This is a genomic window from Micromonospora sp. WMMA1949 (genome assembly GCF_027460145.1).
Taxonomy (GTDB): Bacteria; Actinomycetota; Actinomycetes; order Mycobacteriales; family Micromonosporaceae; genus Micromonospora.
Genome location: NZ_JAPZBG010000001.1, coordinates 1,584,257 through 1,607,900, shown reverse-complemented (window position 1 = coordinate 1,607,900; position 23,644 = coordinate 1,584,257). Strand labels below are relative to the sequence as shown.

25 protein-coding genes are annotated in these 23,644 nt (G+C 72.5%); 17 read left to right on the top strand and 8 right to left on the bottom strand.

Annotated features, from left to right (window positions below; translation table 11 throughout):
• Positions 1–83 precede the first annotated feature (83 nt).
• From O7607_RS07290 to O7607_RS07265, 6 genes are all read left to right on the top strand, one after another.
• Positions 84–644, top strand: a complete 561-nt coding sequence (locus tag O7607_RS07290; RefSeq protein ID WP_269701949.1) for a winged helix-turn-helix domain-containing protein — start codon at positions 84–86, stop codon at positions 642–644.
• Positions 637–1,464 carry an SRPBCC family protein gene (locus O7607_RS07285; RefSeq protein ID WP_269701947.1) on the top strand — a complete coding sequence of 276 codons (828 nt, stop codon included), beginning with the start codon at positions 637–639 and terminating at the stop codon, positions 1,462–1,464. The genes O7607_RS07290 and O7607_RS07285 overlap by 8 nt, the downstream gene beginning before the upstream one ends.
• 78 nt (positions 1,465–1,542) lie before the next feature.
• Positions 1,543–1,776, top strand: a complete 234-nt coding sequence (locus O7607_RS07280) for a zinc-ribbon domain-containing protein (protein WP_269701945.1) — start codon at positions 1,543–1,545, stop codon at positions 1,774–1,776.
• A 2-nt stretch (positions 1,777–1,778) separates the two neighbouring features.
• Complete coding sequence (locus O7607_RS07275; protein WP_269701943.1) at positions 1,779–1,955, top strand: hypothetical protein; 177 nt, start codon at positions 1,779–1,781, stop codon at positions 1,953–1,955.
• A gap of 72 nt (positions 1,956–2,027) precedes the next feature.
• Positions 2,028–3,098 carry a hypothetical protein gene (locus tag O7607_RS07270; protein WP_269701941.1) on the top strand — a complete coding sequence of 357 codons (1,071 nt, stop codon included), beginning with the start codon at positions 2,028–2,030 and terminating at the stop codon, positions 3,096–3,098.
• 37 nt (positions 3,099–3,135) lie between these two features.
• A complete protein-coding gene (locus O7607_RS07265; RefSeq protein ID WP_269701939.1) occupies positions 3,136–4,641 on the top strand; it encodes a hypothetical protein in 1,506 nt (501 codons plus the stop codon).
• Between the two features lie 10 nt (positions 4,642–4,651).
• Here the strand turns inward: O7607_RS07265 and O7607_RS07260 are convergent, their stop codons facing one another.
• Entirely contained in the window at positions 4,652–5,605 is a 954-nt protein-coding gene (locus tag O7607_RS07260) for a S41 family peptidase (protein ID WP_269701937.1), read from the bottom strand.
• Between the two features lie 77 nt (positions 5,606–5,682).
• On the opposite strand from O7607_RS07260, the gene O7607_RS07255 reads away from it, so the two are divergent.
• The 6 genes from O7607_RS07255 to O7607_RS07230 all read left to right on the top strand — a co-directional run bounded on the left by O7607_RS07255 (position 5,683) and on the right by O7607_RS07230 (position 11,184).
• Positions 5,683–6,180 carry an ArsR/SmtB family transcription factor gene (locus tag O7607_RS07255; protein ID WP_269701936.1) on the top strand — a complete coding sequence of 166 codons (498 nt, stop codon included), beginning with the start codon at positions 5,683–5,685 and terminating at the stop codon, positions 6,178–6,180.
• Between the two features lie 129 nt (positions 6,181–6,309).
• On the top strand, positions 6,310–8,589 hold the full coding sequence (locus O7607_RS07250; RefSeq protein WP_269701934.1) for a putative bifunctional diguanylate cyclase/phosphodiesterase: 2,280 nt from the start codon (positions 6,310–6,312) through the stop codon (positions 8,587–8,589).
• A 131-nt stretch (positions 8,590–8,720) separates the two neighbouring features.
• The gene (locus O7607_RS07245; RefSeq protein ID WP_269701933.1) at positions 8,721–9,353 is read left to right on the top strand and encodes a hypothetical protein; all 633 of its coding nucleotides are present in this window, start codon (positions 8,721–8,723) and stop codon (positions 9,351–9,353) included.
• Between the two features lie 76 nt (positions 9,354–9,429).
• A complete protein-coding gene (locus O7607_RS07240) occupies positions 9,430–10,065 on the top strand; it encodes a hypothetical protein (protein ID WP_269701932.1) in 636 nt (211 codons plus the stop codon).
• A gap of 49 nt (positions 10,066–10,114) precedes the next feature.
• A complete protein-coding gene (locus tag O7607_RS07235) occupies positions 10,115–10,873 on the top strand; it encodes a MerR family transcriptional regulator (RefSeq protein ID WP_269701930.1) in 759 nt (252 codons plus the stop codon).
• Between the two features lie 26 nt (positions 10,874–10,899).
• A complete protein-coding gene (locus O7607_RS07230; RefSeq protein WP_091418876.1) occupies positions 10,900–11,184 on the top strand; it encodes a putative quinol monooxygenase in 285 nt (94 codons plus the stop codon).
• A gap of 4 nt (positions 11,185–11,188) precedes the next feature.
• On the opposite strand, the gene O7607_RS07225 is transcribed toward O7607_RS07230, so the two are convergent.
• Positions 11,189–12,697, bottom strand: a complete 1,509-nt coding sequence (locus tag O7607_RS07225) for a GntT/GntP/DsdX family permease (protein WP_269701929.1) — start codon at positions 12,695–12,697, stop codon at positions 11,189–11,191.
• Positions 12,698–12,719: 22 nt separating this feature from the next.
• Complete coding sequence (locus tag O7607_RS07220; RefSeq protein ID WP_269701927.1) at positions 12,720–14,261, bottom strand: gluconokinase; 1,542 nt, start codon at positions 14,259–14,261, stop codon at positions 12,720–12,722.
• Between the two features lie 266 nt (positions 14,262–14,527).
• Here O7607_RS07220 and O7607_RS07215 point away from each other — a divergent pair, with 266 nt between their 5' ends.
• Positions 14,528–15,682 (top strand): hypothetical protein, encoded by a 1,155-nt coding sequence (locus O7607_RS07215; protein ID WP_269701925.1) that lies wholly within the window; start codon positions 14,528–14,530, stop codon positions 15,680–15,682.
• Positions 15,683–15,688: 6 nt separating this feature from the next.
• On the opposite strand, the gene O7607_RS07210 is transcribed toward O7607_RS07215, so the two are convergent.
• Positions 15,689–16,261 carry a hypothetical protein gene (locus O7607_RS07210; protein ID WP_269701923.1) on the bottom strand — a complete coding sequence of 191 codons (573 nt, stop codon included), beginning with the start codon at positions 16,259–16,261 and terminating at the stop codon, positions 15,689–15,691.
• 108 nt (positions 16,262–16,369) lie between these two features.
• Between O7607_RS07210 and O7607_RS07205 the strand changes: the two genes are divergently transcribed.
• Positions 16,370–17,593, top strand: a complete 1,224-nt coding sequence (locus tag O7607_RS07205; protein ID WP_269701921.1) for an aminoglycoside phosphotransferase family protein — start codon at positions 16,370–16,372, stop codon at positions 17,591–17,593.
• Here the strand turns inward: O7607_RS07205 and O7607_RS07200 are convergent.
• The gene (locus O7607_RS07200) at positions 17,590–18,450 is read right to left on the bottom strand and encodes an AraC family transcriptional regulator (protein ID WP_269701920.1); all 861 of its coding nucleotides are present in this window, start codon (positions 18,448–18,450) and stop codon (positions 17,590–17,592) included. The genes O7607_RS07205 and O7607_RS07200 overlap by 4 nt on opposite strands.
• A gap of 122 nt (positions 18,451–18,572) precedes the next feature.
• Here O7607_RS07200 and yidD point away from each other — a divergent pair, with 122 nt between their 5' ends.
• The gene (gene yidD, locus O7607_RS07195) at positions 18,573–18,944 is read left to right on the top strand and encodes a membrane protein insertion efficiency factor YidD (protein ID WP_269701919.1); all 372 of its coding nucleotides are present in this window, start codon (positions 18,573–18,575) and stop codon (positions 18,942–18,944) included.
• 111 nt (positions 18,945–19,055) lie between these two features.
• Here the strand turns inward: yidD and O7607_RS07190 are convergent, their stop codons facing one another.
• Together O7607_RS07190 and O7607_RS07185 are read right to left on the bottom strand one after the other, a co-directional pair.
• Entirely contained in the window at positions 19,056–19,790 is a 735-nt protein-coding gene (locus tag O7607_RS07190; RefSeq protein WP_269701918.1) for a YqjF family protein, read from the bottom strand.
• 32 nt (positions 19,791–19,822) lie between these two features.
• The gene (locus O7607_RS07185; protein ID WP_269701916.1) at positions 19,823–20,188 is read right to left on the bottom strand and encodes a VOC family protein; all 366 of its coding nucleotides are present in this window, start codon (positions 20,186–20,188) and stop codon (positions 19,823–19,825) included.
• Between the two features lie 384 nt (positions 20,189–20,572).
• Here O7607_RS07185 and O7607_RS07180 point away from each other — a divergent pair, with 384 nt between their 5' ends.
• Positions 20,573–22,426 (top strand): hypothetical protein, encoded by a 1,854-nt coding sequence (locus tag O7607_RS07180; RefSeq protein WP_269701914.1) that lies wholly within the window; start codon positions 20,573–20,575, stop codon positions 22,424–22,426.
• Between the two features lie 12 nt (positions 22,427–22,438).
• Positions 22,439–22,690 carry a hypothetical protein gene (locus O7607_RS07175; RefSeq protein WP_194799485.1) on the top strand — a complete coding sequence of 84 codons (252 nt, stop codon included), beginning with the start codon at positions 22,439–22,441 and terminating at the stop codon, positions 22,688–22,690.
• Here the strand turns inward: O7607_RS07175 and O7607_RS07170 are convergent.
• Positions 22,668–23,600, bottom strand: coding sequence for a hypothetical protein (locus O7607_RS07170; RefSeq protein ID WP_269701913.1), 933 nt, complete (start codon positions 23,598–23,600; stop codon positions 22,668–22,670). The two genes, O7607_RS07175 and O7607_RS07170, sit on opposite strands and share 23 nt — an antisense overlap.
• Positions 23,601–23,644 lie beyond the last annotated feature (44 nt).

Below are 23,644 nucleotides of genomic sequence, written 5' to 3'. Positions count from 1 at the left end.
ACCCACGAAAGGCCGCGCGGACCGCGCGGCCTTTCGTCGAAGGCATTGACAAGGAAGTTTTGTACGTACAAACTGATTTTGCCATGAGAGACGTCCTGTACCTGGAACAGCGAGAGCAGGCCGAGATCCTGCTCAAGCCGCAGCGCATCGAGGTGCTGCGGCAACTCGCCGAGCCCCGCACCTGCACCGAGGTCGCGGCCCGGCTGGAGCAGACGCCGCAGCGCGTCTACTACCACGTCAAGCAGCTCGTCGCGGCCGGGCTGGCCGAGCAGGTGGCGCAGCGGCAGGTGCGCGGCATCACCGAGGGCATCTACCAGGCCGCCGCCCGGTCGTACTGGCTCTCGCCCCGCCTCGTCGGCCGCATCGGCGGCGCCCGCCGGGCCCGCGACGAACTGAGCCTGGGCTACCTGCTCGACCTCATGGAGGAGGTCCAGGCCGACATCGCCGCGCTGGACCGCGCCGCACCCGAACTGCCGTCCATCGGTGTCTCCGGCGAGATTCGGGTGCCCGCCGAGCGGCGGCAGGAGTTCCTGCACGACCTGCAGACGACGCTGCAGGACCTGTTCACGCGCTACGGCGGCGCCGAGGGGGACGCCTTCAAGCTCGCCGTGGCCTGCTACCCGAAAGGCGACACCCATGAGTGAGCCGATGACCATCCGCGCCCGCCTCGCCGCACCCGTGGCCACAGTCCGCCGGGCCCTGACCGACCCCGCCGAACTGCGCGTCTGGCTGGCCGAGCACGCCGAGGTCGAGCTGCCCCGGCGGTACGAGTTCTGGGGCCGCTACACGCCCGAAGGCGACGCGCCACACCAGCGGCTGCTGCACGTCGACGACCGGACACTGCGCTTCGCGTGGACGCTCGACGGCGTGGAGACCACCACCGAGTTCGAACTGGAGCCCGATGGCGACGGCACGATACTCACGCTGCGGCAGAGCCACTTCGACTACGAGGAGGCGATGAGCGGCAGCAGCATCCGGGGCGTGCTCCAGACGTACTGGTACCTGGCGATCGCCCATCTCAACGACCACCTGGACGGCCGGCCGCTGCTGCCGCGTACCGACTTCACCTCCGCCGACCTGCGCGGTGAGGTGGTCATCGACGCGCCGATGGACAAGGTGTGGGCGTCGCTCACCGACTCCGAGCAGGTCACCGCCTGGTTCGGCTACCCGGTCGGAGTCGAGCCCTGGGAGGGCGGCCGGTACGCGATGGGCGGCCTCGACGCCGGTGAGGCCGCGAAGGTGTTCGACGTGACGCCGGGGCGGGCGATGTCCATCGACTGGGGACCGGTCGGCGTGACGTCCTGGGAACTGGCGGAGTCCGACGGCAGGACGAAGCTGACGTTCGTGCAGTCCGGCTTCGACGAGGGCAACCCGCCGTACGCGGCCTGGAGCGGCAACGTGGCCGGATGGGCCGAGCTGCGGCGCTTCCACGAGGTGCCCGACTGGAAGCCCATCTGGCTGTAAGGAAGGGCCCCCTCTTAACGCCTCCGGTAGAGGAGGGGGCCCCTTTTAACACAGGCCCCGGGTGGGTAATGCCGGGCGATGTTCTTCATCTTCGGGCTGCGGACCAAGGTCGTCCGGTCCGGCGTCGTCACCGAGGTCTGCCGCAACTGCGGCAACCAGGCCGCCCAGGTGATCACCCGCCGGGTCACCAAGTTCAGCCTCTTCTTCATCCCGCTGATCCCGCTGCGCACCCGGTACGCGCAGCAGTGCACGTTCTGCGGCGCCGAGTACGACATCTCCCGCGCCGAGGCCCAGCGCCTCCCGGTCGGCTGACAGTGACCCGTTTCCTCTTCTGGCTGATCGGCCGCCAGCCGGACACCCCGGTCGCCGTACCGGTGCACACCGCGGCCCGCCCGCCCTGCACGCCCGGCCTTCGGCACCGCCGCCGGCGTCGTCGCGTCGCGGGCGCGCAGTCCCCGCGCTCGCCCTGGAACCGCTCCGCCGACCGCTGACGCGCCGTGTTAACAAGGGGCCCTTCCTCTACCGGAGGCGTTAACAAGGGGCCCTTCCTTACACTTCATCGGGTGGAAGATCGGCTGGCACGGATCAGGGGTGGTGAGCCGCCCCGGCGGCACAACGCGCGTACCATCGCCGCGCTGACCGGCAACCCCGGCTGCACCCGCCGCGCGGTGCTGGACGGCGCCGGCGCGGACAAGCCGGCGCTCGCCGAGCGGCTCGGCTTCCCGGCCCGGTTCGGCCAGTCCCGTTTCGCGATCACCCGGGGCAACGCCTTCGAGGCCCAGGTCAAGGCCGACGGCGGGAAGGAACTGCTGCGCCTGGTCGCGGAGCGGCTCGGCGTACCGGTCCCGGCGGATGCCACCTGGACCGATCTCGGTGCGGACGCGGACCGGCCGGAGCGGTCCCGGGCGGCGCTGACCGCGAGCGGCGACGGCCCGGCGTTGTTCGACCATCCGCTGCTCGGCCTGGACGTGGCGGGTACCCGGGTGCACCTGGAACCGGACCTGGTCGCGGCGCGGCTGGCCGGCCGGTTCCACGTCGTGGAGATCAAGTCGTTCCCGGTGATCGACGGGCAGGCCGACCCGGGCAAGGTGGCCGCCGCCGCGATCCAGTCCGCCGTCTACGTGCTGGCGCTGCGCGAGCTGCTCGCCGCCGAGGGACGCGACCCGGAGCTGGTGTCGCACGAGGTGGTGCTGGTCTGCCCGCGTGACTTCGCCAACCGGCCGGTGGCCAGCCTGCTGGACGTGCGCCGGCAACTGCTGGTGCTGCGCCGCCAGCTGGCCCGGATGGCCCGGGTCGAGGAGCTGCTCGCCGCCGTACCGGCCGGGTTCACCGTCGACCCGGCGGCCGATCCGGCCACGCTCGCCGCCGCGCTGCACCAGGTACCCGCGCGCTACGCGCCGGACTGCCTGGCCGCCTGCGAGCTGGCGTACTTCTGCCGGCACGAGGCGCGCGGGCAGACCGGCGCGCTGGGCCGGCCGGTCCGCGAGGCGCTGGGCGGCGTCGAGGAGGTCGCCGACGTGCTGGCGCTCGCCGAGGGCGTGGCCGCGCCCGAGCCGGGGCAGGCGGAGGCCGCCGCGCTGCTGCGGGCCGCCGCGCGCCTGCGCGCCGACGCCCTCGCCGGGCAGACCGCATGAGTACGCTGCGCGCCGACGCCCTCGCCGGACACCCCGCATGAGTACGCTTCGCGCGCTCGCCCGGGCGCAGGCGGTCGCCGCCGGGCGGGCCCAGCCGGTGGCCACTGTTCGCCACCTGCACCTGTCGGATCGGCCGCTGGTGGTGGTGCCGCTCGCGCTCGCAGGTGAGGCGAACGCCCCGCTGGCGGCGATGGTGGGTGCCGCTCCCGACGAGGCCCGGTTGCTCGTGGTGCCGCAGCCGCGCAACCGGGACGAGCGGTTCGCGTTCGCCGCCGAGCTGGCCGGGATCGTGCTGCCGTACCTGGACGAGTTCCGCGACCTGACCGAGGCGGTGCCGGTGGACCGCGGTCGCGACGTCCGCCACCGGTACGTGGACGCGCCGCAACTGCTGGTGCCGAACCCGGCCGGGATCACGTTCCTGCGGCTGTTCGGCCGCTCGACCCGGTTCCGCCGCACCGACGGGGACTATCCGGTGCACCCGTCGGTGCCGCTGCTGGGCCGCTGGCTGACGTTCTTCGCCGAGCGCGCCGAGCAGCCCGGCTCGTCGGCGTTGCTGGCGCTGACCGACGCGCTGACGCTGCACTGGGCGACCGGGCAGAGCGTGGTGGAGGATCTGCATCTGCCGGCGGTGCTGGGCTGGCTCGACCCGCCTCCGGGGATGACCGGTGCCGAGGCGGCGGCCCGCGCCGAGGACCCGGAACACTGCCCACCTGCCGGTCCGGCGACCGACCCGGACTTCGACAACCGGCGGCTCGCCCCGGCGATCGAGGCGTACACCCGGGCCGAGGACGACCCGGTCGGGCGCGCGGCCGCGTACGACGAGCTCGCCGGTCTGTTGCGGGACCAGCTCGCGCCCACCTGGGAGCTGATGTGGCGCGGCGTCGGCCTGTTGCGGACGCTGCCGGCCGGCGCGCGGGTGACCGGCCGGTGGGCCGGTGACCGGGACGCGTTCACCGCGCACGCCGAGCACGTCGACGCCGGGGGCGGTCCGCAGCCGAGGCGCGACGGCGCGGTGGCGGCGGCGCTGCGGTTGCAACGGCTGGAACGGGCGTCGACCGCGTGGGCGGTGCAGCGCGCCTACGACGATCCGCTGGTGATGGCCGAGCACCGGCTGTCCGGGGAGGCGTTCGTGGGTGAGGTGACGCTGGCCGATCCGGCGCGGGTGGACGACTCCGGCAGGCGCCCGGTGCTGCGCCCGCGCATCCAGGTGGTCACCACCGAGCCGGTGCCGATGCCGGTGGGCGCGACGCTGTACTCCCCGGCCCGCCCGGCGCAGAAGGCGACTGTCGTGTTCGTGACGCCCGGCGGCGACGGCAAGACCGAGGTGGTGCTGGAGCTGTCCGGCGGGATGGGCCGGGGGCTGACCGCGCCGCCGGGCAGCGTCCCCGAGGTGGGCGAGCGGATCTGCCTGACCAGCCTGTCCGACGGGTTCCTGCCGGGTGGCGCGTTCCCGGCGCCGGAGGAGACGCCGTGGACGCACGGCGGACCGCCCGGCACGGCCGCCGCGCCGCCGGACCCGGCCCCGGCGGAGGACTGGTCCTGACCCGCGTGGCTCAGCCCAGGGCGGCGAGGGCCGTCCGCGCCTCGGCCGCCGTCGGCCGGTCCGGGTCCGCCGCCAGCAGGGCCTCCAGGCTCCGGCGGTACGCGACGTCGCGCGCCCGGTCGACAGGGGTCGCGACGTCCGGGGCGACGCCGCAGCCCTCCCAGTTGGTGCCGCTCGCCGCGTGCACGGGCCGGGCCACCGGCACCGTCAGTTCCAGATGCGGGTGCAGCCGGTGCCCGATCCGGGGATGCGCGCCACCCCGGGTGGGCTCACCGACCACTGTGGCCCGGCCGAACTGCTGAAGGTCGTACGCCAGTTCCTCGCCACCGGAGAACGTGGCCGGACCGGTGAGCACGTGCACCGGCTTGTCCGGGGCGTACCGGGGGACCGGCAGCCAGGCGGCGCTGAAGAACTGGCGGGTGGCGCCGGAGCGCTCGTGCATGGTGTGCAGGTGCGTCGGCTCGGCGAAGAACCAGCCGCAGATCAGCGCCACCCCGTCCGGGCTGCCGCCCTCGGTGCCGCGCAGGTCGAGCAGGAGCGCGTCGGTGCCGGCGAGCAGCCGCAGCGCGGCGGTCAGCGCGTCGCCGGCCAGGTCGGGCGGGAACACGTACGGCTGGATCTCCAGCAGCCCGATGTTGCCCGGTAGCCGTTGCACCCGGGTCACGCCGCCCATGCCGAGCGCGGCGAGGCGCGCGAAGTGCTCCCCGGTCGGGTCGTCGGCCTTGTCGGACAGGGGCTGTTCGTGGTGCTTGAGCCGCAGGTGCAGGTCGCCGTTGGCCGACTGGAGGTCGGTCGTGACGAGCGCGCCGAGCGTGGCGGGATCGCCCGCCTCGGCGTACGCCCCGGCGCGCAGGCGCTCGCGCAGGTGGCCGGCGACCCGGTCGGCGACGTCGGGAAGGACGTACTCGTCGGCGACCAGGCCGGCGGCCCGCTCGACGATGCTCGTGATCTCGTCCGGACGCATCGGCTCCCCCGTTCTCGCGATGATGGGCAGTAGAGCAGGTGGTTGACAAAGCGTCAAGAGAACTAGACGCTTTCATGGTGACCGACGATCCGCTGGAGATCCGCGAACCGGCCCAGTTCAAGGCGCTGGCCCACCCGTTCCGGCACCGGCTGCTGTTCGCGCTCGGAGGCGGACCCGCCACGCTCAGCCAGCTCGCCACCCGCCTCGGCGCGGCGAAGGGCACGGTGGCCCACCACCTCGGGGTGCTGACCGAGGCCGGCATGGTCCGCCCGGCGCACAGCCGCCAGGTCCGGGGCGGCACCGAGCGCTACCACGAGCGCACGTTCCGCCGCCTCGTCGGCGCCGACACCGACGCGGGCGCCACCGCGGCCCTGCTGGGCGCGTACGCCGAGGAACTCGCCGGCGACCCCGACCCGCTCGTACACCTGCGGCACCTGCGGCTCACCCCGGCCCAGGCCCGGCGCCTGCGGTCCACGCTGGACGAACTCGTGGGCGCGGCGGAGGAGGCGCCGCCGGGACAGGCGCGCTACGGCGTCCTGGTCTCCCTCTACCGGCACCCGCCTGCGGTCCGCTGACCGACAGTCGTCGAGTCTGGCGGCAGTCCCCGGCGCTGGCTAGGCTTGCGCCGTCCGTCGTCCGGTCCTCGTCGTCGAGGGTGCACGTCTGGAAGAGAGCCGGAGCGCATCGTTGTATCCCAGCACGACGTGAGCCTCGCCGCCGCGGCGCCGGCCCGTCATCCGCTCGTCGGCCGTGTCGGACTTGTCGCGGCCGCTGTCGTCGTACTCGGGGAGATGGTCTGGCTGGCCGCCCGGCTGCCGGGCGCGGCGCTCGTGAGCGACGTCGGCGCGATGGCGGTGTCGAGTTGGGCGGCGGTTCTCTGCGTCGGCGCGGCGCGACGGCAGCCGGCCACGTTGCGCCGGTTCTGGGAACTGCTGGCCGCCACCATGATGCTCGCCGCGCTCGGCCGTGCGGTGTGGACGGTGGAACGGCTCGGCGGGCTCGGCCTGCCCCACACTCCGCTGGTGGCGGGCCTGTTCGCCGCCGGCATCGTCACCGGCACCGGCGCGCTGCTCTGCTCCCGTACCGGCCCGCGCAGCGTGATCGGCCGGGCCCGCACGGTGCTCGACGGGGTGATCGTCGGGCTGGCTCTCATCCCGATCGGCTGGGTGGTGGTGTTCCACCGGATCACCGACGCCGGGCTGGCCGACCCGATGCGGACGTTCGGGCTGCTCTACCCGATGTTCGACCTGATGCAGCTCACCATCCTGGTAGCGGTCGCCGGCCCGGCCCGGCCGATGTGGCGGGCGCTCACCGTGATCGGGGCGGGGCTGGCGATCCGGTCCGGCGCGGACGCCGTCTACGTCTCCCTGGTGGCACGCGGTGACTACACGCCCGGTCATCCGGTCGACGTCTGCTGGCCGCTGAGCTACCTGCTGGTCGGCCTGGCCACCCGCTATCCGCCCCGGTCCGAGGAGGACGGCGAGGACGACGTGGTCGACTCGCCGCTGCCGCCCTGGTGGCGGGTCGCGTTGCCGTACCTGCCGGTGGGCGGCGCGATCGTCGCGGTCCTGCTGTCCCGGCAGCCCAGCGGGCAGACCCCGCAGGTGGTCTTCGTCGGCATGATGGGCCTGCTCGGCGTGCTGGCGCTGCGCCAGGGGCTGGCCGCGAACGAGAACCTGCGACTGGTCGGCCGGCTGCGCCGGCTCGCGTACTCCGACCAGCTCACCGGCCTGCCCAACCGGCTGACGTTCGTCCGGCGGCTGCGGCGGGCGTTGCGCGCCGGCGGCCCCGTCGCCGTGGTGCTGCTCGACCTGGACGGCTTCAAACAGGTGAACGACAGGTTCGGGCACGCCGCCGGGGACCGCCTGCTGACCGTCACCGCCGAGCGCATGCGGGACGCGGTCGGCCCGGACGGGATGATCGCCCGGCTCGGCGGCGACGAGTTCGCGGTGCTGGTGGCCGGGGAGCGCCAGGTGTCACCGGAGCGGCTCGCGGTCCGGCTGCTGGCCGCTCTGGAACCGCTGCCCGGCGAGGAGGATCTCGGCGTCCACCCGTCGGCGAGCATCGGCATCGCCGAGTACGGGCCGCAGCACACCTCGCACACCGACCTGCTCCGCGACGCCGACATCGCCATGTACGCGGCGAAGGCGGCCGGCAAGGCCGTGTACCGCACGTGCACGCCGGAACTGCGGGAGTCGGCGGTCAGCCGGGCCGAGCTGATCGCCGACCTGCGGCGCGCGGTGGACGAGGGCCAGTTGCTGATGGAGTTCCAGCCCATCGTCGACCTCGACACGGGCACGGTACGCAGCGCCGAGGCGCTGGTGCGCTGGCGGCATCCCCGGCTGGGTGTGCTCACCCCGGCGCGGTTCCTGCCGCTGGCCGAGGAGACCGGGCTGATCGTGGCCATCGACAGGTGGGTCATCCACGAGGCGTGCCGGGCCGCGGCCACCTGGCGGGAGCACGCGCCCGACGTGACAGTCGCGGTGAACATCGCCGCCGCCCACCTGTGCCGGCCGGACCTGATCGCCACCGTCACCGGCGCGGTCGGCGCGGCCGGTCTGCCGCCTCGCGCGCTCACCCTGGAACTCACCGAGTCGGCGCTGATCGAGGGCAGCGACTCGGTGCTCGACCGGCTGTCCCAGCTGCGCGACCTCGGTGTCCGCATCGCCATCGACGACTTCGGCACCGGGTACTCCTCGCTGAGCTACCTGCACCGCATCCCGGCCACCGAGTTGAAGATCGACAGGTCGTTCGTGTCCCGGCTGGACGCCGATGACGCCCGTGCGTACGCCACGGTGGAGATGGTGAACCGGCTGGCCGGCGCGTTCGACCTGGCTGTGGTGGCCGAGGGGGTGGAGACGGTCGCGCAGCACGCGGCGGTCACCGCGATCGGCTGCCGGCAGGGTCAGGGCTGGCGGTACGGCCGCCCGGCCGCCCTGCCGGACCTGCTTCCCGCGCTGTCCGGAGCGGGCGCGCAGCGCTGACCGGCCCGGGTACACGGGGGCCGAAGGTCCCGGACGGGACAGGGGGTTCGACCCTGCTCAGGCGCGATGCGCCGCCGCCATGATGGTTCTCGTCAACAAGACGAACACACCCCTCCACACGGGAGCTTGATATGAAGCGACGGACGCTCGACCTGCTGTTCAGCATCGGTGGATTTGGCCTGGCGGTCCTGCTGCTCGTCGTCGGCGTCGTCCTCACGACGAACGCCAACTTCGCCAACGACTACGTACGCAGCCAGCTCGGCGAGCAGAACATCACCTTCACCCCGGCGGACAAGCTCTCCGACGAGGAGAAGAAGTCGGACTGCCTGCGCGAGTACGCCGGCCAGAAGATGACCACCGGCAAGCAGGCCGAGTGCTACGCCAACGAGTACATCGGCCTGCACCTGAAGAACATGGCCGGTGGCAAGACCTACGCCGACCTGGGCGAGCCGCAGACCGCGCTGCGCGAGCAGGTGGCCCAGGCCGAGCAGAGCAACGCCGCCAACCTGGCCGACCTGCAGAAGCAGCTCGCCGAGGTGACCGCACAGCGGGAGACCGTGTTCAAGGGCGAGACGCTGCGCGGCCTGCTGCTCACCTCGTACGGCTTCAGCGAGTTCGGCCGCAAGGCCGAGCAGGGCGCCCTGGCCATGTACCTCGGCGCGGGCCTGCTCCTGCTGCTCTCCGCCGCCGGCCTGGTGCACGCCGTCCGCACCCCGCCGAACGCGACCTTCGCCGCCCCGGAGAAGGATAAGGTCAGCGCCTGACCCGGGAGCTGATTTCGGAGGGGCCTTCCGCTATCGCGGGAGGCCCCTCCGGCGTGTCCCCTGAGAAAGGGAACCGATGACCTCCGTTTCGAGCTTCGACTTCGGTCTGACCGGCTTCGTCGGTCGTTTCCACCAGGACTGGCGATATGAGGGCACGCCCTTGGACCTCCTGGGCCGGCTCCTCGGCCCGGAGACGGACCCGCGTGAGGTGCGGGCGCTTCGCAGCGACGCCTTCCTGATGCGTACAGGGCTCAGGCCCGCCGAGGTCGAACTGCTGTGGTACATCGGATCGGACCACACCTTCTCGTTCGGCCCGGACGGCACATGGCCGTCCGGGCCGGACTGGTTCGCCACGATCGTCCGGGAGTGCGACGACTGGCTCTCCCGGCACGGTCCGGGCGGTGCGGAGCCGGAATCGGCGCAGGACCAGAGCCTGGCCGATGCCGTCGCTGGCGAGATCGAGGCGCTGACGGACGGTCTGCCGGACGCGCGGGATCCCGGCGGGGCGCTGCGGGACGCTCTCCTCCGGTGCAACCGGTCCTGTTCGCCAGATCTGGCCCTCCGCTGGTGCCTGCGCATCGCTCGGAACTGCACCTGGCCGATGCGACGCAGCCAGTACGAGCGGCTCGTCGCGCTCGGCGACCGGTTCGGGTACGGCGAGTTCGTCGTCGGCGACGCCGAGTACTTGACGGAGTACGCATCTCCGGCTTGACCCTCACGCAGCGGGAGGCGGGAGTCTTTGTCGCGGAAGGGAGGGAACCATGGCGTACACGGTGGGTCAGGTGGCGCGGGCGGCCCGGGTGACGGTCCGGACGCTGCACCACTACGACGAGATCGGGCTGCTGCGGCCCAGCGGGCGCACGCCGGCGGGCTACCGCCGCTACGACGAGGCGGACCTGGACCGGCTGCAGCTCATCCGGTACTACCGCGAGCTGGGGTTCCCGCTGGAGGAGATCGCCGAGATCCTGGACGATCCGGACGCCGACCCGGTGGCGCACCTGCGCCGGCAGCACGAGCTGCTGTCCGGGCGGATCGGGAAGCTCCAGGAGATGGTCGCGGCGATCGAACACGCGATGGAGGCGAGGACGTTGGGGATCCAGTTGACGCCGGAGGAGCGGTTCGAGGTGTTCGGTGACTTCGACCCGGACGAGCACGCCGAGGAGGCGGAGCAGCGCTGGGGCGACACCGAGGCGTACCGGCAGTCGCAGGAGCGCGCGGGCCGCTACTCGAAGGAGGACTGGCTGCGCAACAAGGCGGAGAACGAGGACTGGGGGCGGCGGTTCGCCGCGCTCATGGACTCGGGCGCGCCCGCTGACGGCCCGGAGGCGATGGCGCTGGCCGAGGAGCACCGGCAGCTCATCACGAAGTGGTGGTACGACTGCTCGTACGAGATCCACACCGGCCTGGCGGACATGTACGTGGCGGACCCGCGGTTCACCGCGTACTTCGAGACGCTGCGGCCCGGGATGGCCGCGTACCTGAACGAGGCGATCCACGCCAACGCGATCACCCGGTCCTGACGGGGGTCCGTGGCAGGATGGCCGGCATGCTCATCGTCGCCGGCACCCTCTACGTTGATCCGGCCCGGCGGGACGCCTATCTGGCGTCCTGCGAGGCCGCCGTCCGCGCGGCCCGCGCCGCGCCCGGCTGCGTGGACTTCGCGGTCAGCGCCGACCTGGTCGAGCCGGGCCGGATCAACGTCTACGAACGGTGGGAGTCCGACGAGCAGTTGCTGGCGTTCCGGGGCTCCGGCCCGGAGGCCGAGCAGGTGACGGAGATCCTCGGCGCCGAGGTGCACAAGTTCCGCATCTCCGGCGTCGAGGCTCCCTGACCCGCTAGATGAAGACGTCGAGCAGCAGGACGCCGAGGAAACCGACCACCGAGATGATGGTCTCCATCACCGACCAGCTCTTGATGGTCTGCCCGACGGTCAGCCCGAAGTACTCCTTCACCAGCCAGAAGCCGGCGTCGTTGACGTGGGAGAAGAACAGCGACCCGCAGCCGATGGCCAGTGCCAGCAACGCCACCTCGGGGCCGGCGAGCGTGCCGGCCAGCGGCGCCACGATGCCGGCGGCGGTGATGGTGGCGACGGTGGCCGAGCCGGTGGCGACCCGGATGCCGACCGCCACCAGCCAGCCGAGCAGCAGCGGCGAGAGATTCGCGCCGTCGGCGGCGTTCGCGACCAGGTCGCCCACGCCGGCGTCGACGAGTACCTGCTTGAAGCCGCCGCCGGCGGCGACGATCAGCAGGATGCCGGCGATCGGCGGCAGCGAGCCGCCGAGGAAACCGGAGACCTGGCTACGGCTGAAGCCGGACCGGTAGCCCAGGAAGATCATGGCGAAGATGACGCCGGCGAGCAGGGCGATGATCGGGGTGCCGACGATGTCCAGCGCCTTGCGGCCGGCGGTGTCCTCGGCGAGTGTCAGCTCACCGATCGCCCGCAGCAGCATCAGCACCACCGGCAGCAGCACCGTGACCACCGCCGCCCACAGCGCCGGCGCGCGGCGCGAGCGCCGTCCGAGCGGCTCGTCGATCGCGCCGCCGGGCCGTCCGGTGCCCGGGTTGACCAGGTCGTCCTCGGTGACCAGGTCGCCGTCGGCGTCGAGCCGGCCGTCGCCGGGCCGGGTCGGGCTGCGGTCGTCGGCGTCGCGCCGGGTCGGCAGCAGCTCCGCCGGGGCGGCGGCCGGCACGTACCGGGCGATGAAGTTGCCGAAGACCGGACCGGCGATGATCACCGTGGGGATCGCCACCAGCAGGCCCAGCGCGAGCGTCTGACCCAGGTTGGCGCCGAGCGCGTCGATCGCCACCAGCGGCCCGGGGTGCGGCGGCACCAGGCCGTGCAGCACCGACAGGCCGGCGAGCGCGGGAATGCCGATCTTCATCAGTGGGACGTTCACCCGCAGCGAGACGAGCAGCACGATCGGCACCAGCAGCACCACGCCGACCTCGAAGAACAGCGGCAGGCCGATGAGCGCGGCCACGCCGGCCATCGCCCAGGGCAGCGCGGTGCCGGAGACCCGGCCGACCACCCGTTCGACGATGCCGTCCGCGCCGCCGGACTCGGCCAGCAGACCGCCGATCATCGCGCCGAGCGCGATCAGCAGGCCCACGCCACCCACTGTGGAGCCGACCCCGCCGCTGAACGACGTGACGATCTTGTCGACGGGTACGGCGGCGACCACGCCGAGCACCGCGGCGCCGAGGATCAGCGACAGGAACGGGTGCACCTCCCCCCACGCGATGAGCAGCACCACCGCGGCGATGCCCAGCAGGGCCGCGAGGACGAGCTGGGTGTCACCGGCGTTCGTGAGCGGTTCCGCGGGTGCGGCGAGCAGTGTGACCACGGCTATCACGCCCTTCGGTCGATCAGCGGGGTGGTGCGGTGGGTGGTGGTTCCGGCGGCAGGCTCGGCGCCATCCGCCGCAGGGACGCGAACGTGGGTACGAGCGCGTCGTACAGCTCGGAGAAGAGGGGGAGCAGTGCCGCGTACGTGGCGGCGGAGGCGGGATCCGGGCGGACCGTCTCCTCGAGCCGGACCAGGTCGGCAGCGACCTCGATCGATTCGATGAGGCCGAGCGCCTGCATGCCGAGCAGCGCCGCGCCGAAGCCGGAACCCTCGTGCCCGGCGGGGAACCGCACCGGCATGCCGAGCGCGTCGGCGAGGATCTGCCGCCACAGCGCGCTGCGGGCGAAGCCGCCGCTGGCGCGGACCTCGCGTACCTCGTTGCCGGCCGCCCGGACCGAGGCGAGGACCAGCGCGAGCTGCTGACAGACGCCCTCCAGCGCGGCCCGGACGAGGTGCGGCCGGCCGTGTCCGTGGGTCAGCCCGACGTACGCGCCGCGGGGCAGCGCGCTCCAGTGCGGCGCCCGCTCGCTCAGCAGGTACGGCAGCATGATCAGCCCGCCGGAGCCGACCGGCGCCGTGGCGGCCAGGTCGAGCAGTTCCTCCTCGGCGTGCTCGCCCAGTTCGGGGGCGAGCGCGTCGTTCGCCCACTGGAGGACGATCCCGCCGTTGTTGATGGCGCCGCCGACCACCCAGCGGTCCTCGGTGAGCGCGTAGCAGAACACGCCGCCGAGCGGGTCCACGCCGGGGCGTTCCACCATCACCCGCATCGCGCCGCTGGTGCCGATCGAGCAGGCCACCACGCCGGGGCGCACCGCGCCGAGGCCCAGGTTCGCCAGCGGACCGTCGCCGGCGCCCACCACCAGCGGGGTGTCCGCCGGCAGCCCGGTCGCGCGCGCCGCCTCGGCGGTGAGCCCCGGCAGCACGTGGGTGGTGGGTACGAGCTGGGCGAGCTGCTCCTCGGTGATGCTGGCGACGCGGAGCGCCTCGGCGTCCCAGGCCAGCCGGTGGATGTCCATCAGGCCGGTGGCGGACGCGACCGAGTGGTCGGTGACGAGCGCGTCCGCGAGCCGCCGCAGCACGAGGTCCTTGATGCCGACCCAGTGCGCGACCCGCTCGTGCAGTTTCGGTTCCTGCTCGGCGAACCACACCAGCTTCGGCAGCGGCGCCATCGGGTGCACCGGGGTACCGGTACGCCGGTGCAGGGCGAGCCCGGACGGCGCGGCCCGCAGGCGCTCGGCCTGCGCGCTGGCCCGGGAGTCGGCCCAGGTGATCGACGGGGTCAGCGGGGTGCCGTCGGCGTCCAGCCCGATCAGGCTGTGCATCGCGGTGCTGAACGACAGGCCGGCGATCGGCCGGCCCAGCTCGTCGACCACCGCACGGATCACGCCGAGGACGGCCTGGTAGATCAGGTCCGGGTCCTGCTCGGCCCAGCCCGGGTTCGGCTCCTCCAACGGGTAGCCGATCGAGTGGCTGGCCAGTTGCCGGCCGGTGGTGTCGAACGCGACGGCCTTGGAGCTGGTGGTGCCGATGTCCACTCCCACCACCACGGCCGGGTCGCCCACCGGTGCACCTCCTCGCCGCCCGGGGGTCGCGGTCCGGCCCACCGTTGCGGCTGACGTTACCGATGTGGCCACCCGCCCGCATGACGAAGCGGGACCGCCGGGAGCCGGTGGCACGGAACGTGAATCGACGCGGGAGTTTCCGCCAATTGTGTCGGTCAATCAGCCGATCGGTCTAATTGGCGACTTTCGCGTGTCTTGGTACCCCTGCCGCACCGTTGACATGAATGACACCCCGATTGGTGGGCTCGCGCGGCGGAGGAGTCGGCGTGGCGAAGACTGATTCGACGGGTTCCACATGGCGGTACCGGTGGGCGCACCGGCAGAACGAGCGGCGGCAGCGGGTCTTCCGTGCGGCCGACGAGGCGTGGCGACGCCGCGACGACGAGCTGCGCCGCCTGCGTACGCTCGCGGTGTCCTTCCACGGCTCGGCCCAGGCGGGCGTCGGCCTGCCGATGGAGCTGGCCCCCGGCGAGGTGGTCTTCTGGGCACTCCCGGCCGCGCAACTGGTGGAGGTGCGGCACACCGCCGTGCTGCCGGCCCCCGAACTGACGGTCGACCCCGACCCACCCGTGCTGCGCCCCCGTCGCCCCGAGGGCGTCAAGGTGGTCGACGCCGGGCTCGCCGTGCTCACCAACCGGCGTCTGGTGCTGCTCGGCGGACGCGGCCGGCGCGACTGGGCGTACGGCCGGATGACCGGCCTGTCCCACGACCCCGGCGCGCCGGTCACCCTGATCCAGGTGCTGGACCGGCGGCGTACCTCCGGGTTGCTGCTGCCCACCGGCGCGGCGGCCGACTTCCGGTTCACGCTCACGCTGGCGTTCGCCGACGCGATCGAGCAGCGCGCCGCGGTCGTGGCCGAGCTGGACGAGCTGATCGCGGAGCACACCGCGGCCCGGCCCGAACGTCCGGCCGTGCTCACCCCGGCCCAGGCCCGCATCACCGCGCTGGTGCCCGGCGGGCGGCGGACGGTGGCTGTCGGCGCGGCGCTCGCACTGATCGTGCCGGCGATGCTCGTCGAGTCCAATCCCCCCACCCGGGCCGGCTCCGAGCGCGCCGCCGCCGCGACCCCGGCGGCCACCGGCACCCCCGCGCCGCCGCATGTCGCGCCCGCCGTCCAGGTCCGGCCCACGACCAGTCCCGAGCCGTCCCGCGCCCGTCCCGCGCCGCCGCGCGGCACGCCGCAGCCGCCGGTCGAGCGCCGCTGCGGCGCCCCGGCGAACCCCTTCGGGTACGACTTCTGCGGCGGCCAGCGGATCCGCAGGCCGGCCGCGAAGGTCTGCGACTGGTTCGAGTGCGTACCCGGGTTCTGGTCCGACCGCGGCTGGCTGGTGCAGTGCCGCGACGGCTCGGTCAGCCGCACCGGCGGCCAGCGCGACGTGTGCGCCGGTCACAAGGGGTTCCGCCGTACCGTCTGGCGGTGACGCCGGTCAGGCCACCGGGCGCGGGGTGACGCGCAGCGGCAGCAGCCCGGCCAGCACCAGCGCGGCGCCCACCGGCAGCAGGTCGAGGTTCACCGCGATCGCCAGGAACCCGGCCAGCACCAGCACCGGCGCCCACACCGGCAGCAGCCGGGCCGCCGCCGCCCGGTACAGCAGCACCAGCAGGCCCACCTCGAACAGCAGCGGCCCGCCGAACAACACCAGGCCGGGGGTGCGCACCGCGTCGGCGAAGCTCGGGAACAGGTCACCGAGGATCACCCAGACGAACGCGGCGGCGCCGACCAGGCCGGCCGGCGCGGCCACGTCGTCGAGCGTCCGCAACCGCGACGACCGGGTACGCAGCAGACCGTGCAGCCCGACGATCAGCGCGGCGAAGCCGAGGACGCCGAGCAGGAACAGGGTGTGGCCGGTGTTCCACGCCCAGGCGCCCTTGTCGCTGTGCCCGTCTAGGCGGTCGAGCAGGCGCAGCAGGCCGTAGCCGAGCAGCAGCGCCGCCGACGTCGCGGCGACCGGACGTAACCACTGGTACGCGGGACGGGTGCGGGAATCGAGAAGGCTCATCGCCTCAGCGTTCCGGGCACCCGCGCCCCTGACATCGGGGAGCGGTCCCGAACCGGACCCCGATCAATCCGCTCGCCTCCCGTAGGGGTGCCCGGATACCGTCCGGCCGTGTCCCGCACCGTGTCGCTGGTCCTGCTCGACTCCGCCGGCCGCCCGCTCGGCGCGCTGCCGCCGTTCGACGTGCCGGAGCCGTGGTGGCAGGAGGTGCACTCGATCGTCGGCACCGTCCGGCGGCGCCACGGTCTGGAGGTCGCCGTGCTGCGGCTGCTCGGCGCCGACCGTCCCGCGCCGCCGGGCGGCCACGTCCGCTACCTGGCGCAGGTCGTCGACGCTTGTGCCGCCTGTCTGGAATCGACCGTCGACGCGCTTGGCGTACCCCTGGAGCCGGTGGCTGTCGACCTCGCGCCGCATCCGCTGCGCCAGCGGTGGGCGGAGGCCGGCGGCCCGGCCCGCAGCGTCGCCTGGGCGACCGGCGAGCTGCGCCGGCTCGGCCGCCGGGTGACGGCGGTGGCGCAGCAGCGCACCTGGAACCTCTCCGCCATCTGGCGCCTGGACACCGACCGGGGCCCGGCGTGGCTGAAGCAGCTCCCCCCGTTCGCCCGCCACGAGCCCACGGTCCTGGCCTTCTCTGTTGGCACGAACTCCTTGATCAACGGGCCGGTCGTGCTCGCCGCCGACGGGGAGGGGCGGATGCTGTTGGCGGACGTGCCGGGGGAGGACCGGTACGGGGCCGGGGAAGGGGAACGGGCCGCAATCGCGGCCGAGCATCATTCGGTGCAGTGGCGGGCGTGCGGGGTGGTCGGTGAGCTGGTCGCGGCCGGGGTGCCCGACCTGCGCGGGGCGCGGCTGGCGGACTGGATCCACGAGCGGCTCGCCGGGCACGACGTGTCGGCCGCCGCGGATCTGCTCGACGGGCTCGACCGGCGGTTGCGGCAGGTCGGCGACTGCGGTCTGCCCGACACGCTCGTGCACGGCGACCTGCACCCCGGCAACGTCCGCGGCGACGGGCGGCGGCGCGTGGTGATCGACTGGGCGGACTCGTTCGTCGGCCACCCCGCCTTCGACATCCTGCGCCTCACCGAGGATCTCGACGCGGACGCCGCCGCCCGGCTGGTCGACGCGTGGGCGCGGCGCTGGCGCGTCGACGTGCCGGGCAGCGACCCGCGCCGGGCGGTCGACCTGCTCCGACCGGTCGCGCCGCTGCGGCTGGCCGCCGTGTACGCGATGTTCCTCGCCGCCATCGAGCCGGGCGAGCATCCGTACCACGTACACGACGTGCCGGCCGCGCTGGCGCGAGCGGCGGCGGTGGTGCGAGCGGCGGCGGGACCCTAGACCCGGCGCACCGGGATCCACAGCTCCGCGTCGGCGGTGCCGCCGTCCTCGGCGACCCGCACCCGCGAGATCTCCGGCCCCGGCCGGGTCTCGTACGGGTTGGACGGGAACCAGGACGTGAACACGGCCCGCCACAGGTGCTGCACCGCCACCGGGAACGCGCCGGAACTGGAGAACACCGCCCAGTCACCGGCCTCGACCGGCAGGCTGCGCAGGTCGTCCGGCACGTCCGCGCCGGTGACCGCCGCGTACCAGTAGTCCAGCTCGGTGCCCTCGTCGCGGGAACCGGTCAGCTCGGCGCTGACGTTGACGATGCCGTGCGGCTCCTGGTCGGACAGTGCCTCGATGCGGCGTACGGTGGCCGGGTCGATGCCCCTGACGAACGCCACGATGTGCGGGTTCATCCCCTCGTGCACGAGCGGCACCCGCGCCGTCAACCCGGCGAGCCGGAAGGCGTCCTTGGTCACGATCCGGTAGTCCATGCTGGTGTTCCCTTCGACGACGAGCCGGAAGGACATCCGGGGCTGGGACCGCAGCACCACACCGGCCTGCCGGGCCTGCGTCGGCCCGACACCGTGTACGGCCCGGAACGCGCGGGCGAACGCCTCGTTCGAGCCGTACCCCCAGCGGACCGCCACGTCGAGCAGCGACTCCCGGCCGGCGAGCACGTCGGCGCCCGCCAGCGTCATCCGGCGACGGCGCACGTACTCCGACAGCGGCAGCCCGGCCAGCGCCGAGAACAGCCGGCCGAAGTGGTGTTCCGACACGCCCGCTACCCGGGCCAGCGCGGCCACGTCGAGCGGCTGGTCGAGCCGCTGTTCGAGGTGGTCCAGCGCGGCGTTGAGCCGATCCAGCACCCGTTGTTCCCTCCTTGGTGACGCCTTCGACGCTAGGTTCCCGGCCCGACGACGACCCGATCACACCGGACCAGGTCCGGTCGCCTCATTCGACACTGGCAGGCGTGTCGCATCATGACGTGGTGATCTTTCGGAAGCGGCACCACAACAAGAAGAAGAGCCGGGACTGGTGCAACTGCGACGTGCCCACCTGTGACGGGCCGGGCTGCTGCGACCTGGGCCTCTTCTCGATGCTGCTCACCCTCGGCTCGGTGACCGCCGGCCTCGTGCGCCGGCCCGCCGTGGACCGGGCCGGCCGGGCCGCCATCCTCGGCTACCGGCGCTGGCTGTCGCACCGCTGGCCGGCGACCTGCCGCTACACGCCGACGTGCAGCGCGTACGGACTCGCCGCCGTCGAGCGGTACGGGCTGGCGGTGGGCGGTCGGATGGCCGCCGACCGGGTACGCCGATGCCGCCCCGACGTGCCGCACGGCACCCACGACCCGTTGCGCTGACCGCGCCCGCCTCGGCGCCGCGCGGACGTGCCGCCGCCACATCGGGGAGGTGGCGGTGTCCGGTGCGCCGGATGCCGCCACTCCGCCGATCTGGCGTCGATCAGGGTGGCGTCATCGGGCCGACGTGGGGTTGCCGAAGACGACAGGGACGCCGGGGGAGTAGAGCACGCTCATCGGCGGCCCCTCCGGTGCCGGCAGGCCCCCGGCGGTGACCAGTTCGTCGTCCAGGTGCAGCAGTTCGGCACGGTGCAACGGCCACTGCGGATGCCAGTTCGGCACGTGCAGGGTGCGGCCGTACGCGCGGGTGTGCAGGCCCCAGCGTGCGGTGAGGAAGTGCTCCAGCGGCGTCGGCTCGGGAACGGGCGCCCCGACGCGGACCGTCATCCGGCTCGTCGCGCCCGGCGGACCGGGCCAGCGGCGGCGGCACCGGTAGGTGAGCGTGTCACCGGAGCGGTCCAGCCGCATCGACGACCACTTGTACGGCAGGCGCAGGCTCAGCTGCGCCACCAGCACCGGCACCAGCCGGGACGCGTCGAGCGAGCGGAACACGACAGCGCGCCGCCCCGAGCCGTCGACCGAGTAGAGCCGGACGTTCGTCTCCCAGAAGGTGCCGAAGTAGGGCACGCCCGGACCACGCCCGAGCCCCAGCCCGACCATCTGGAACCCGATCAGCCCGACGTAGGTGAGCCCGTCGAACGTGTCCGGCCGGGTGCCCGCGGGCAGCAGCGGCGCCACCCGTTCCGGCGGGACCGCCCAGTGCAGGAACGTGAGGTCGTGCCAGCGCTGGCCCAGCCAGGCGAGGCGGATGGCGCGTTCCGGAGCGTGCTCGACCGGTTCGATCTCCACCGGCCCATCCTGCATCGCCGACGCAACCGGACTCACTCCGGACGGTGGCAGACCGCCTCGACGTTGTTGCCGTCCGGGTCGCGGACGAACGCACCGTAGTAGCCGGCGTGGTATTCCGGCCACTCCTTCGGCGCGTGCAGCACCTCCGCGCCGGCCGCCACCGCCGCGTCGTGGAACGCCCGCACCGTGGGGCGGTCGGCGGCGGTGAACGCGATGTGCACGGGCACCGGCGTGGCGCCGGCCGGGGCGGGCTCCACCCAGAAGTCGGGCTTGTCGACGCCGTAGCCGATCGGGCCGGGCTCCATGAGCCGGCGCCCGCCCAGCGGAGCCAGCACGGCGTCGTAGAAGGCGCCGCTGGCCGCCAGATCGCGCACCGCTACGGAGAAGTGGTCGAGCACGTCGCCTCCCTGCGATCGTCGTTGACCGCCCCAGGCTACGGGCTCTCTACGACACTTCCCCCGGGCACCGGAACCGCAGATCCATCCGCTCCGGTGCTGTCGCATACGCGACAGCGCGCGGGCGGGCGTGAAGGAGCCAATGTCCCTTGTCAATCCCGACCAGGCGGGTTGAAACGGGCGCGCCTCCCCGCTGTGCCTGCAGGACGGACCGAAGCGTCCGTTGACATTTATGTAGTGGTTGGCACTATGGACGTACGGAAGTGCATAAGACCGCAGAGGTGAACTGCACTCGGTGGCCGGTCAGGGCCTCCAGGTGCCGAAAACCGGGGAGCGTGGCCTATGGCATCAGATCTTCCGGAGGTCAGCCGATCCGAGGGATTCGGCATGCTGCCTAAGCGACTTGCCTTCTTGGCGGTGACAGCGCTCCTCCTGCTGTTTCTCTTCATGGCGCTGGTGGAGTTTCCGTGGGCGAACCTGGCTGTGCATATCATTTTCGGAGCCCTGGCGGCGGGCGCCGGCCTGGCGCTGGCGCTGCTGCGGGAAAATCCCAATCTCAAAGCAATGGCACCCGGCGCGCCCGTCGCTGAATCCCCGAGCCGGGAGGAGATACAGGAGGCCGCGAGTTATGTCGCCCGCAACTACGACCCATATGCGATCGCCTGCTTCATCAATCTCTTGCTCGATCCGCCACGCTCGCTGGCGAGGGTCCACGACGAGGTCGAGCCGAGCGGGCGGATGCTCCGTGTCAGGACGACGCTGCAATATCGGATCGACTTGCCGCAGCCGGCCCGTCGACCCAACTACAGCGACGAAACCGGTTCGCCCGAGCACGTCGGCGCCGATCCCCGTTCGACGGCAGCGGAGGGCGGCGAACGAAGTGGACGAGGTTCGACCGGTGTACTGATCCCCCTGGTGACTGCGCGGAAGGGGTTGCTATTCGACCTAGTGAGCGCCACGGACGCGAAAGGGGAGACCATCCCTGTTCTTTCCCAACGGGAAGTTCGCGGCCTCACCGCGCTCGCGATCGAGTCCCTCTTTCTGCTGGCTTGGCAGGAGACGGGTCAACATCTCAGCTCCCCCGCACTCAGGAAATCTGACCGGGACATCATGGCCCGGGTCATCGTGGCGATCTGCCGGCCTGCTGCGGCTCCGGTCGGAGTCGGCGGGACGAGACCGACGGATGCCCCCAAATCAGCATGGGAAGAGGTTCAGGATGCGCTGAAGCAGATCACTGGCCTCAGCGAGGAGATCTCCCCGGTCTGGCGAGACAAAATTCTCGACATCTGTAAGGTGCTCGCCAAGAGTTACGTTGTGGTCGGCGAGGTGCCGGTTCCGGAGACGATGAACGTCCTGGTCACCTACAGCTCCCTCTATTCGCCCGAAAGGATGCATGTCAGCCCGTATGAGAAGCTGAGGGCTCGTTTCGGCTTGGCGCCATTTACGCTCGACGTACCGATGACGCGAGCGCTACAAGCAGACAGCTACCATTTTGAACTGCTTGCCCCGGCGGGTTGCTATGTCTTCAGTCATCATCTCGAGGTGTTGGGTGGGCGAGACATACTTCGTCAACGCCATTTCAAGATCAATGGGTTTCAACAGTATGTCCGGCTCCACCACGAGCAGGCTCGCCCCGTGGCGCATCTGTACGTCCGCCGACACGGGCGCTGGGGTGACCTGAGGTCCATCGCCCCTGGCGAGCGCGTGTCCTGGGACTTCAAATCGATCGTCTACCTGCGAGAGATTCCGCCGGGCGCACTAGGCAACGCAGCGACTCTCGCCACGCTGACCGCTATCGTTCTTCTCTTCTTCACGCTGTCCCGCGCTGGTCTGGACAACGCAGCGGCTGCCGTCGGTCTGCCCGCGCTCGTGCTGGCGCTGCCGGCGTTTGTTGCAGGCGCCTTGGGCCGAGGACTCGACCAGGAGCGGGTCGGCCGCGCTTCGCTCATTGCGTACTTCGGCCTTCAGTCGGTGATGTTACTTTCGTTCGCAGGCGTGCTGCTGTACGTGCTCGACGCCGCGAAACGCCTGCCGACCGAGGTTGCCCTGAGCCTGGCCGGGCTTCCACACAAGATCCATAGCGACGTCCTCTGGTTGGGGCTGTCCTTCCTGGCGTTGGTCCTCGCGACCTTCCTGATTCGGCAGCGCCAGCAAGCCACGAGGTATTACCTGAAGGCACAGGAGCGAGCGGTGGCCAACAAGCACGTTGAGCCTGGCCATTCAACTAACGGCACGGATTGACGGAGGTGCGGCTTGGAGCAGAACGAGGAGTGGGGCGACGGGCGTCTTGTCGTGCGACGGGCAGAAGTGCCAGACAGTGACATCGTGGACATGACCGTGGTGACCACCCGAGCGCAGCACCTTGCGCTCAATGCGATCGTCTACGCACTGGTGGACCGGATCAGAGAGGCGGACGCGGCCAGTATCAGCCATTATTCGCTGCCGAATCCGACGGTGACCGGCGCCGACGGTTGGCAGGGCCTCACCTCGGAAGGCGGCAAGTAGCTCGTCTCCGCCGGGCGGTGTCCGCGACGACCAGCAGGCCGGGCACCGTGCCGAGCAGCCAGATCACGCCCGCCGGCCAGTGGATCATCTCGCCTACCGCGCCCCTGATCTGCGGCACGTCACCCACCACGTAGGACGCCTCCGGGTCGTCCGTGCGGCAGTCGAGCGTCCACGCACCGGGAGTCGGCACCCGCACTGTCGCCACCCAGGAATAGACGGCGGCGTCGCTGCCGTAGCCGCCCGGCGGGACGGAGACCGGCTCGGCCGTCCGCACCTCCGAGCCGTCGCCGGTGACGCGGCATTCGGGGTCCGCCGGGGAGAAACCCAGCGCGAAGATCGCGTACGCCCCGGCCGCAGGCGCCGTGAACCGGCTCGCCGACGTCGCGTACGGGCCGACGCCGCCGTACTCCCGAGGGGGTTCTCCGATCGTGCTGTCCTCGGCGCCGAGCCGTACCGCGGACTGCGCCAGCAGCGCGCCGAACACGACGGCGAGCCCGCCGATCAGATAGCCGCGCCGCGACGCCGGGCCGGCCCGGCGGGGCAGGCGCCCGCCGACGGCGTACCCGATCAGCGCCCCGGCCACCGCGAGCGCCGCGCCGCCGAGCATTGCCCGCCCCCAGCGGGCCTCGCCGGTCAGCGGCACGACCCACCGGAAGAACGCCAGCGACGCCGCGAACAGTGCCGTCGTGACCAGCGTGGACACGCCGACGGCTGCCACCGGCCGCCGAGGCTGCCGGGCCGCCAGCACGGCGGCGAGCACCGGCGCCGCGAGCACGGGCCACCACAGCGCGGTGGAGACCGGCTGGTCCTCCTCCCACCTGTGGGTCCAGTCGTAGACCACGAGTGGGGCCGGGACGGTCGCCGCCAACCAGGCCGTCAGCACTCCGGGACCGGGCAGCCGCACGCTCATCTGTCGATCCTTGACCACCCGGATCATCGACGAAGTCCGCGAGC

Bases quoted from the DNA above. Each gene is read 5' to 3' on its own strand.
- O7607_RS07290 (WP_269701949.1), top strand. From the start codon at position 84: ATGAGAGACGTCCTGTACCTGGAACAGCGAGAGCAGGCCGAGATCCTG.
- O7607_RS07285 (WP_269701947.1), top strand. From the start codon at position 637: ATGAGTGAGCCGATGACCATCCGCGCCCGCCTCGCCGCACCCGTGGCC.
- O7607_RS07280 (WP_269701945.1), top strand. From the start codon at position 1,543: ATGTTCTTCATCTTCGGGCTGCGGACCAAGGTCGTCCGGTCCGGCGTC.
- O7607_RS07265 (WP_269701939.1), top strand. From the start codon at position 3,136: ATGAGTACGCTTCGCGCGCTCGCCCGGGCGCAGGCGGTCGCCGCCGGG.
- O7607_RS07260 (WP_269701937.1), bottom strand. From the start codon at position 5,605: ATGCGTCCGGACGAGATCACGAGCATCGTCGAGCGGGCCGCCGGCCTG.
- O7607_RS07245 (WP_269701933.1), top strand. From the start codon at position 8,721: ATGAAGCGACGGACGCTCGACCTGCTGTTCAGCATCGGTGGATTTGGC.
- O7607_RS07240 (WP_269701932.1), top strand. From the start codon at position 9,430: ATGACCTCCGTTTCGAGCTTCGACTTCGGTCTGACCGGCTTCGTCGGT.
- O7607_RS07235 (WP_269701930.1), top strand. From the start codon at position 10,115: ATGGCGTACACGGTGGGTCAGGTGGCGCGGGCGGCCCGGGTGACGGTC.
- O7607_RS07230 (WP_091418876.1), top strand. From the start codon at position 10,900: ATGCTCATCGTCGCCGGCACCCTCTACGTTGATCCGGCCCGGCGGGAC.
- O7607_RS07210 (WP_269701923.1), bottom strand. From the start codon at position 16,261: ATGAGCCTTCTCGATTCCCGCACCCGTCCCGCGTACCAGTGGTTACGT.
- O7607_RS07180 (WP_269701914.1), top strand. From the start codon at position 20,573: ATGCTGCCTAAGCGACTTGCCTTCTTGGCGGTGACAGCGCTCCTCCTG.
- O7607_RS07170 (WP_269701913.1), bottom strand. From the start codon at position 23,600: ATGAGCGTGCGGCTGCCCGGTCCCGGAGTGCTGACGGCCTGGTTGGCG.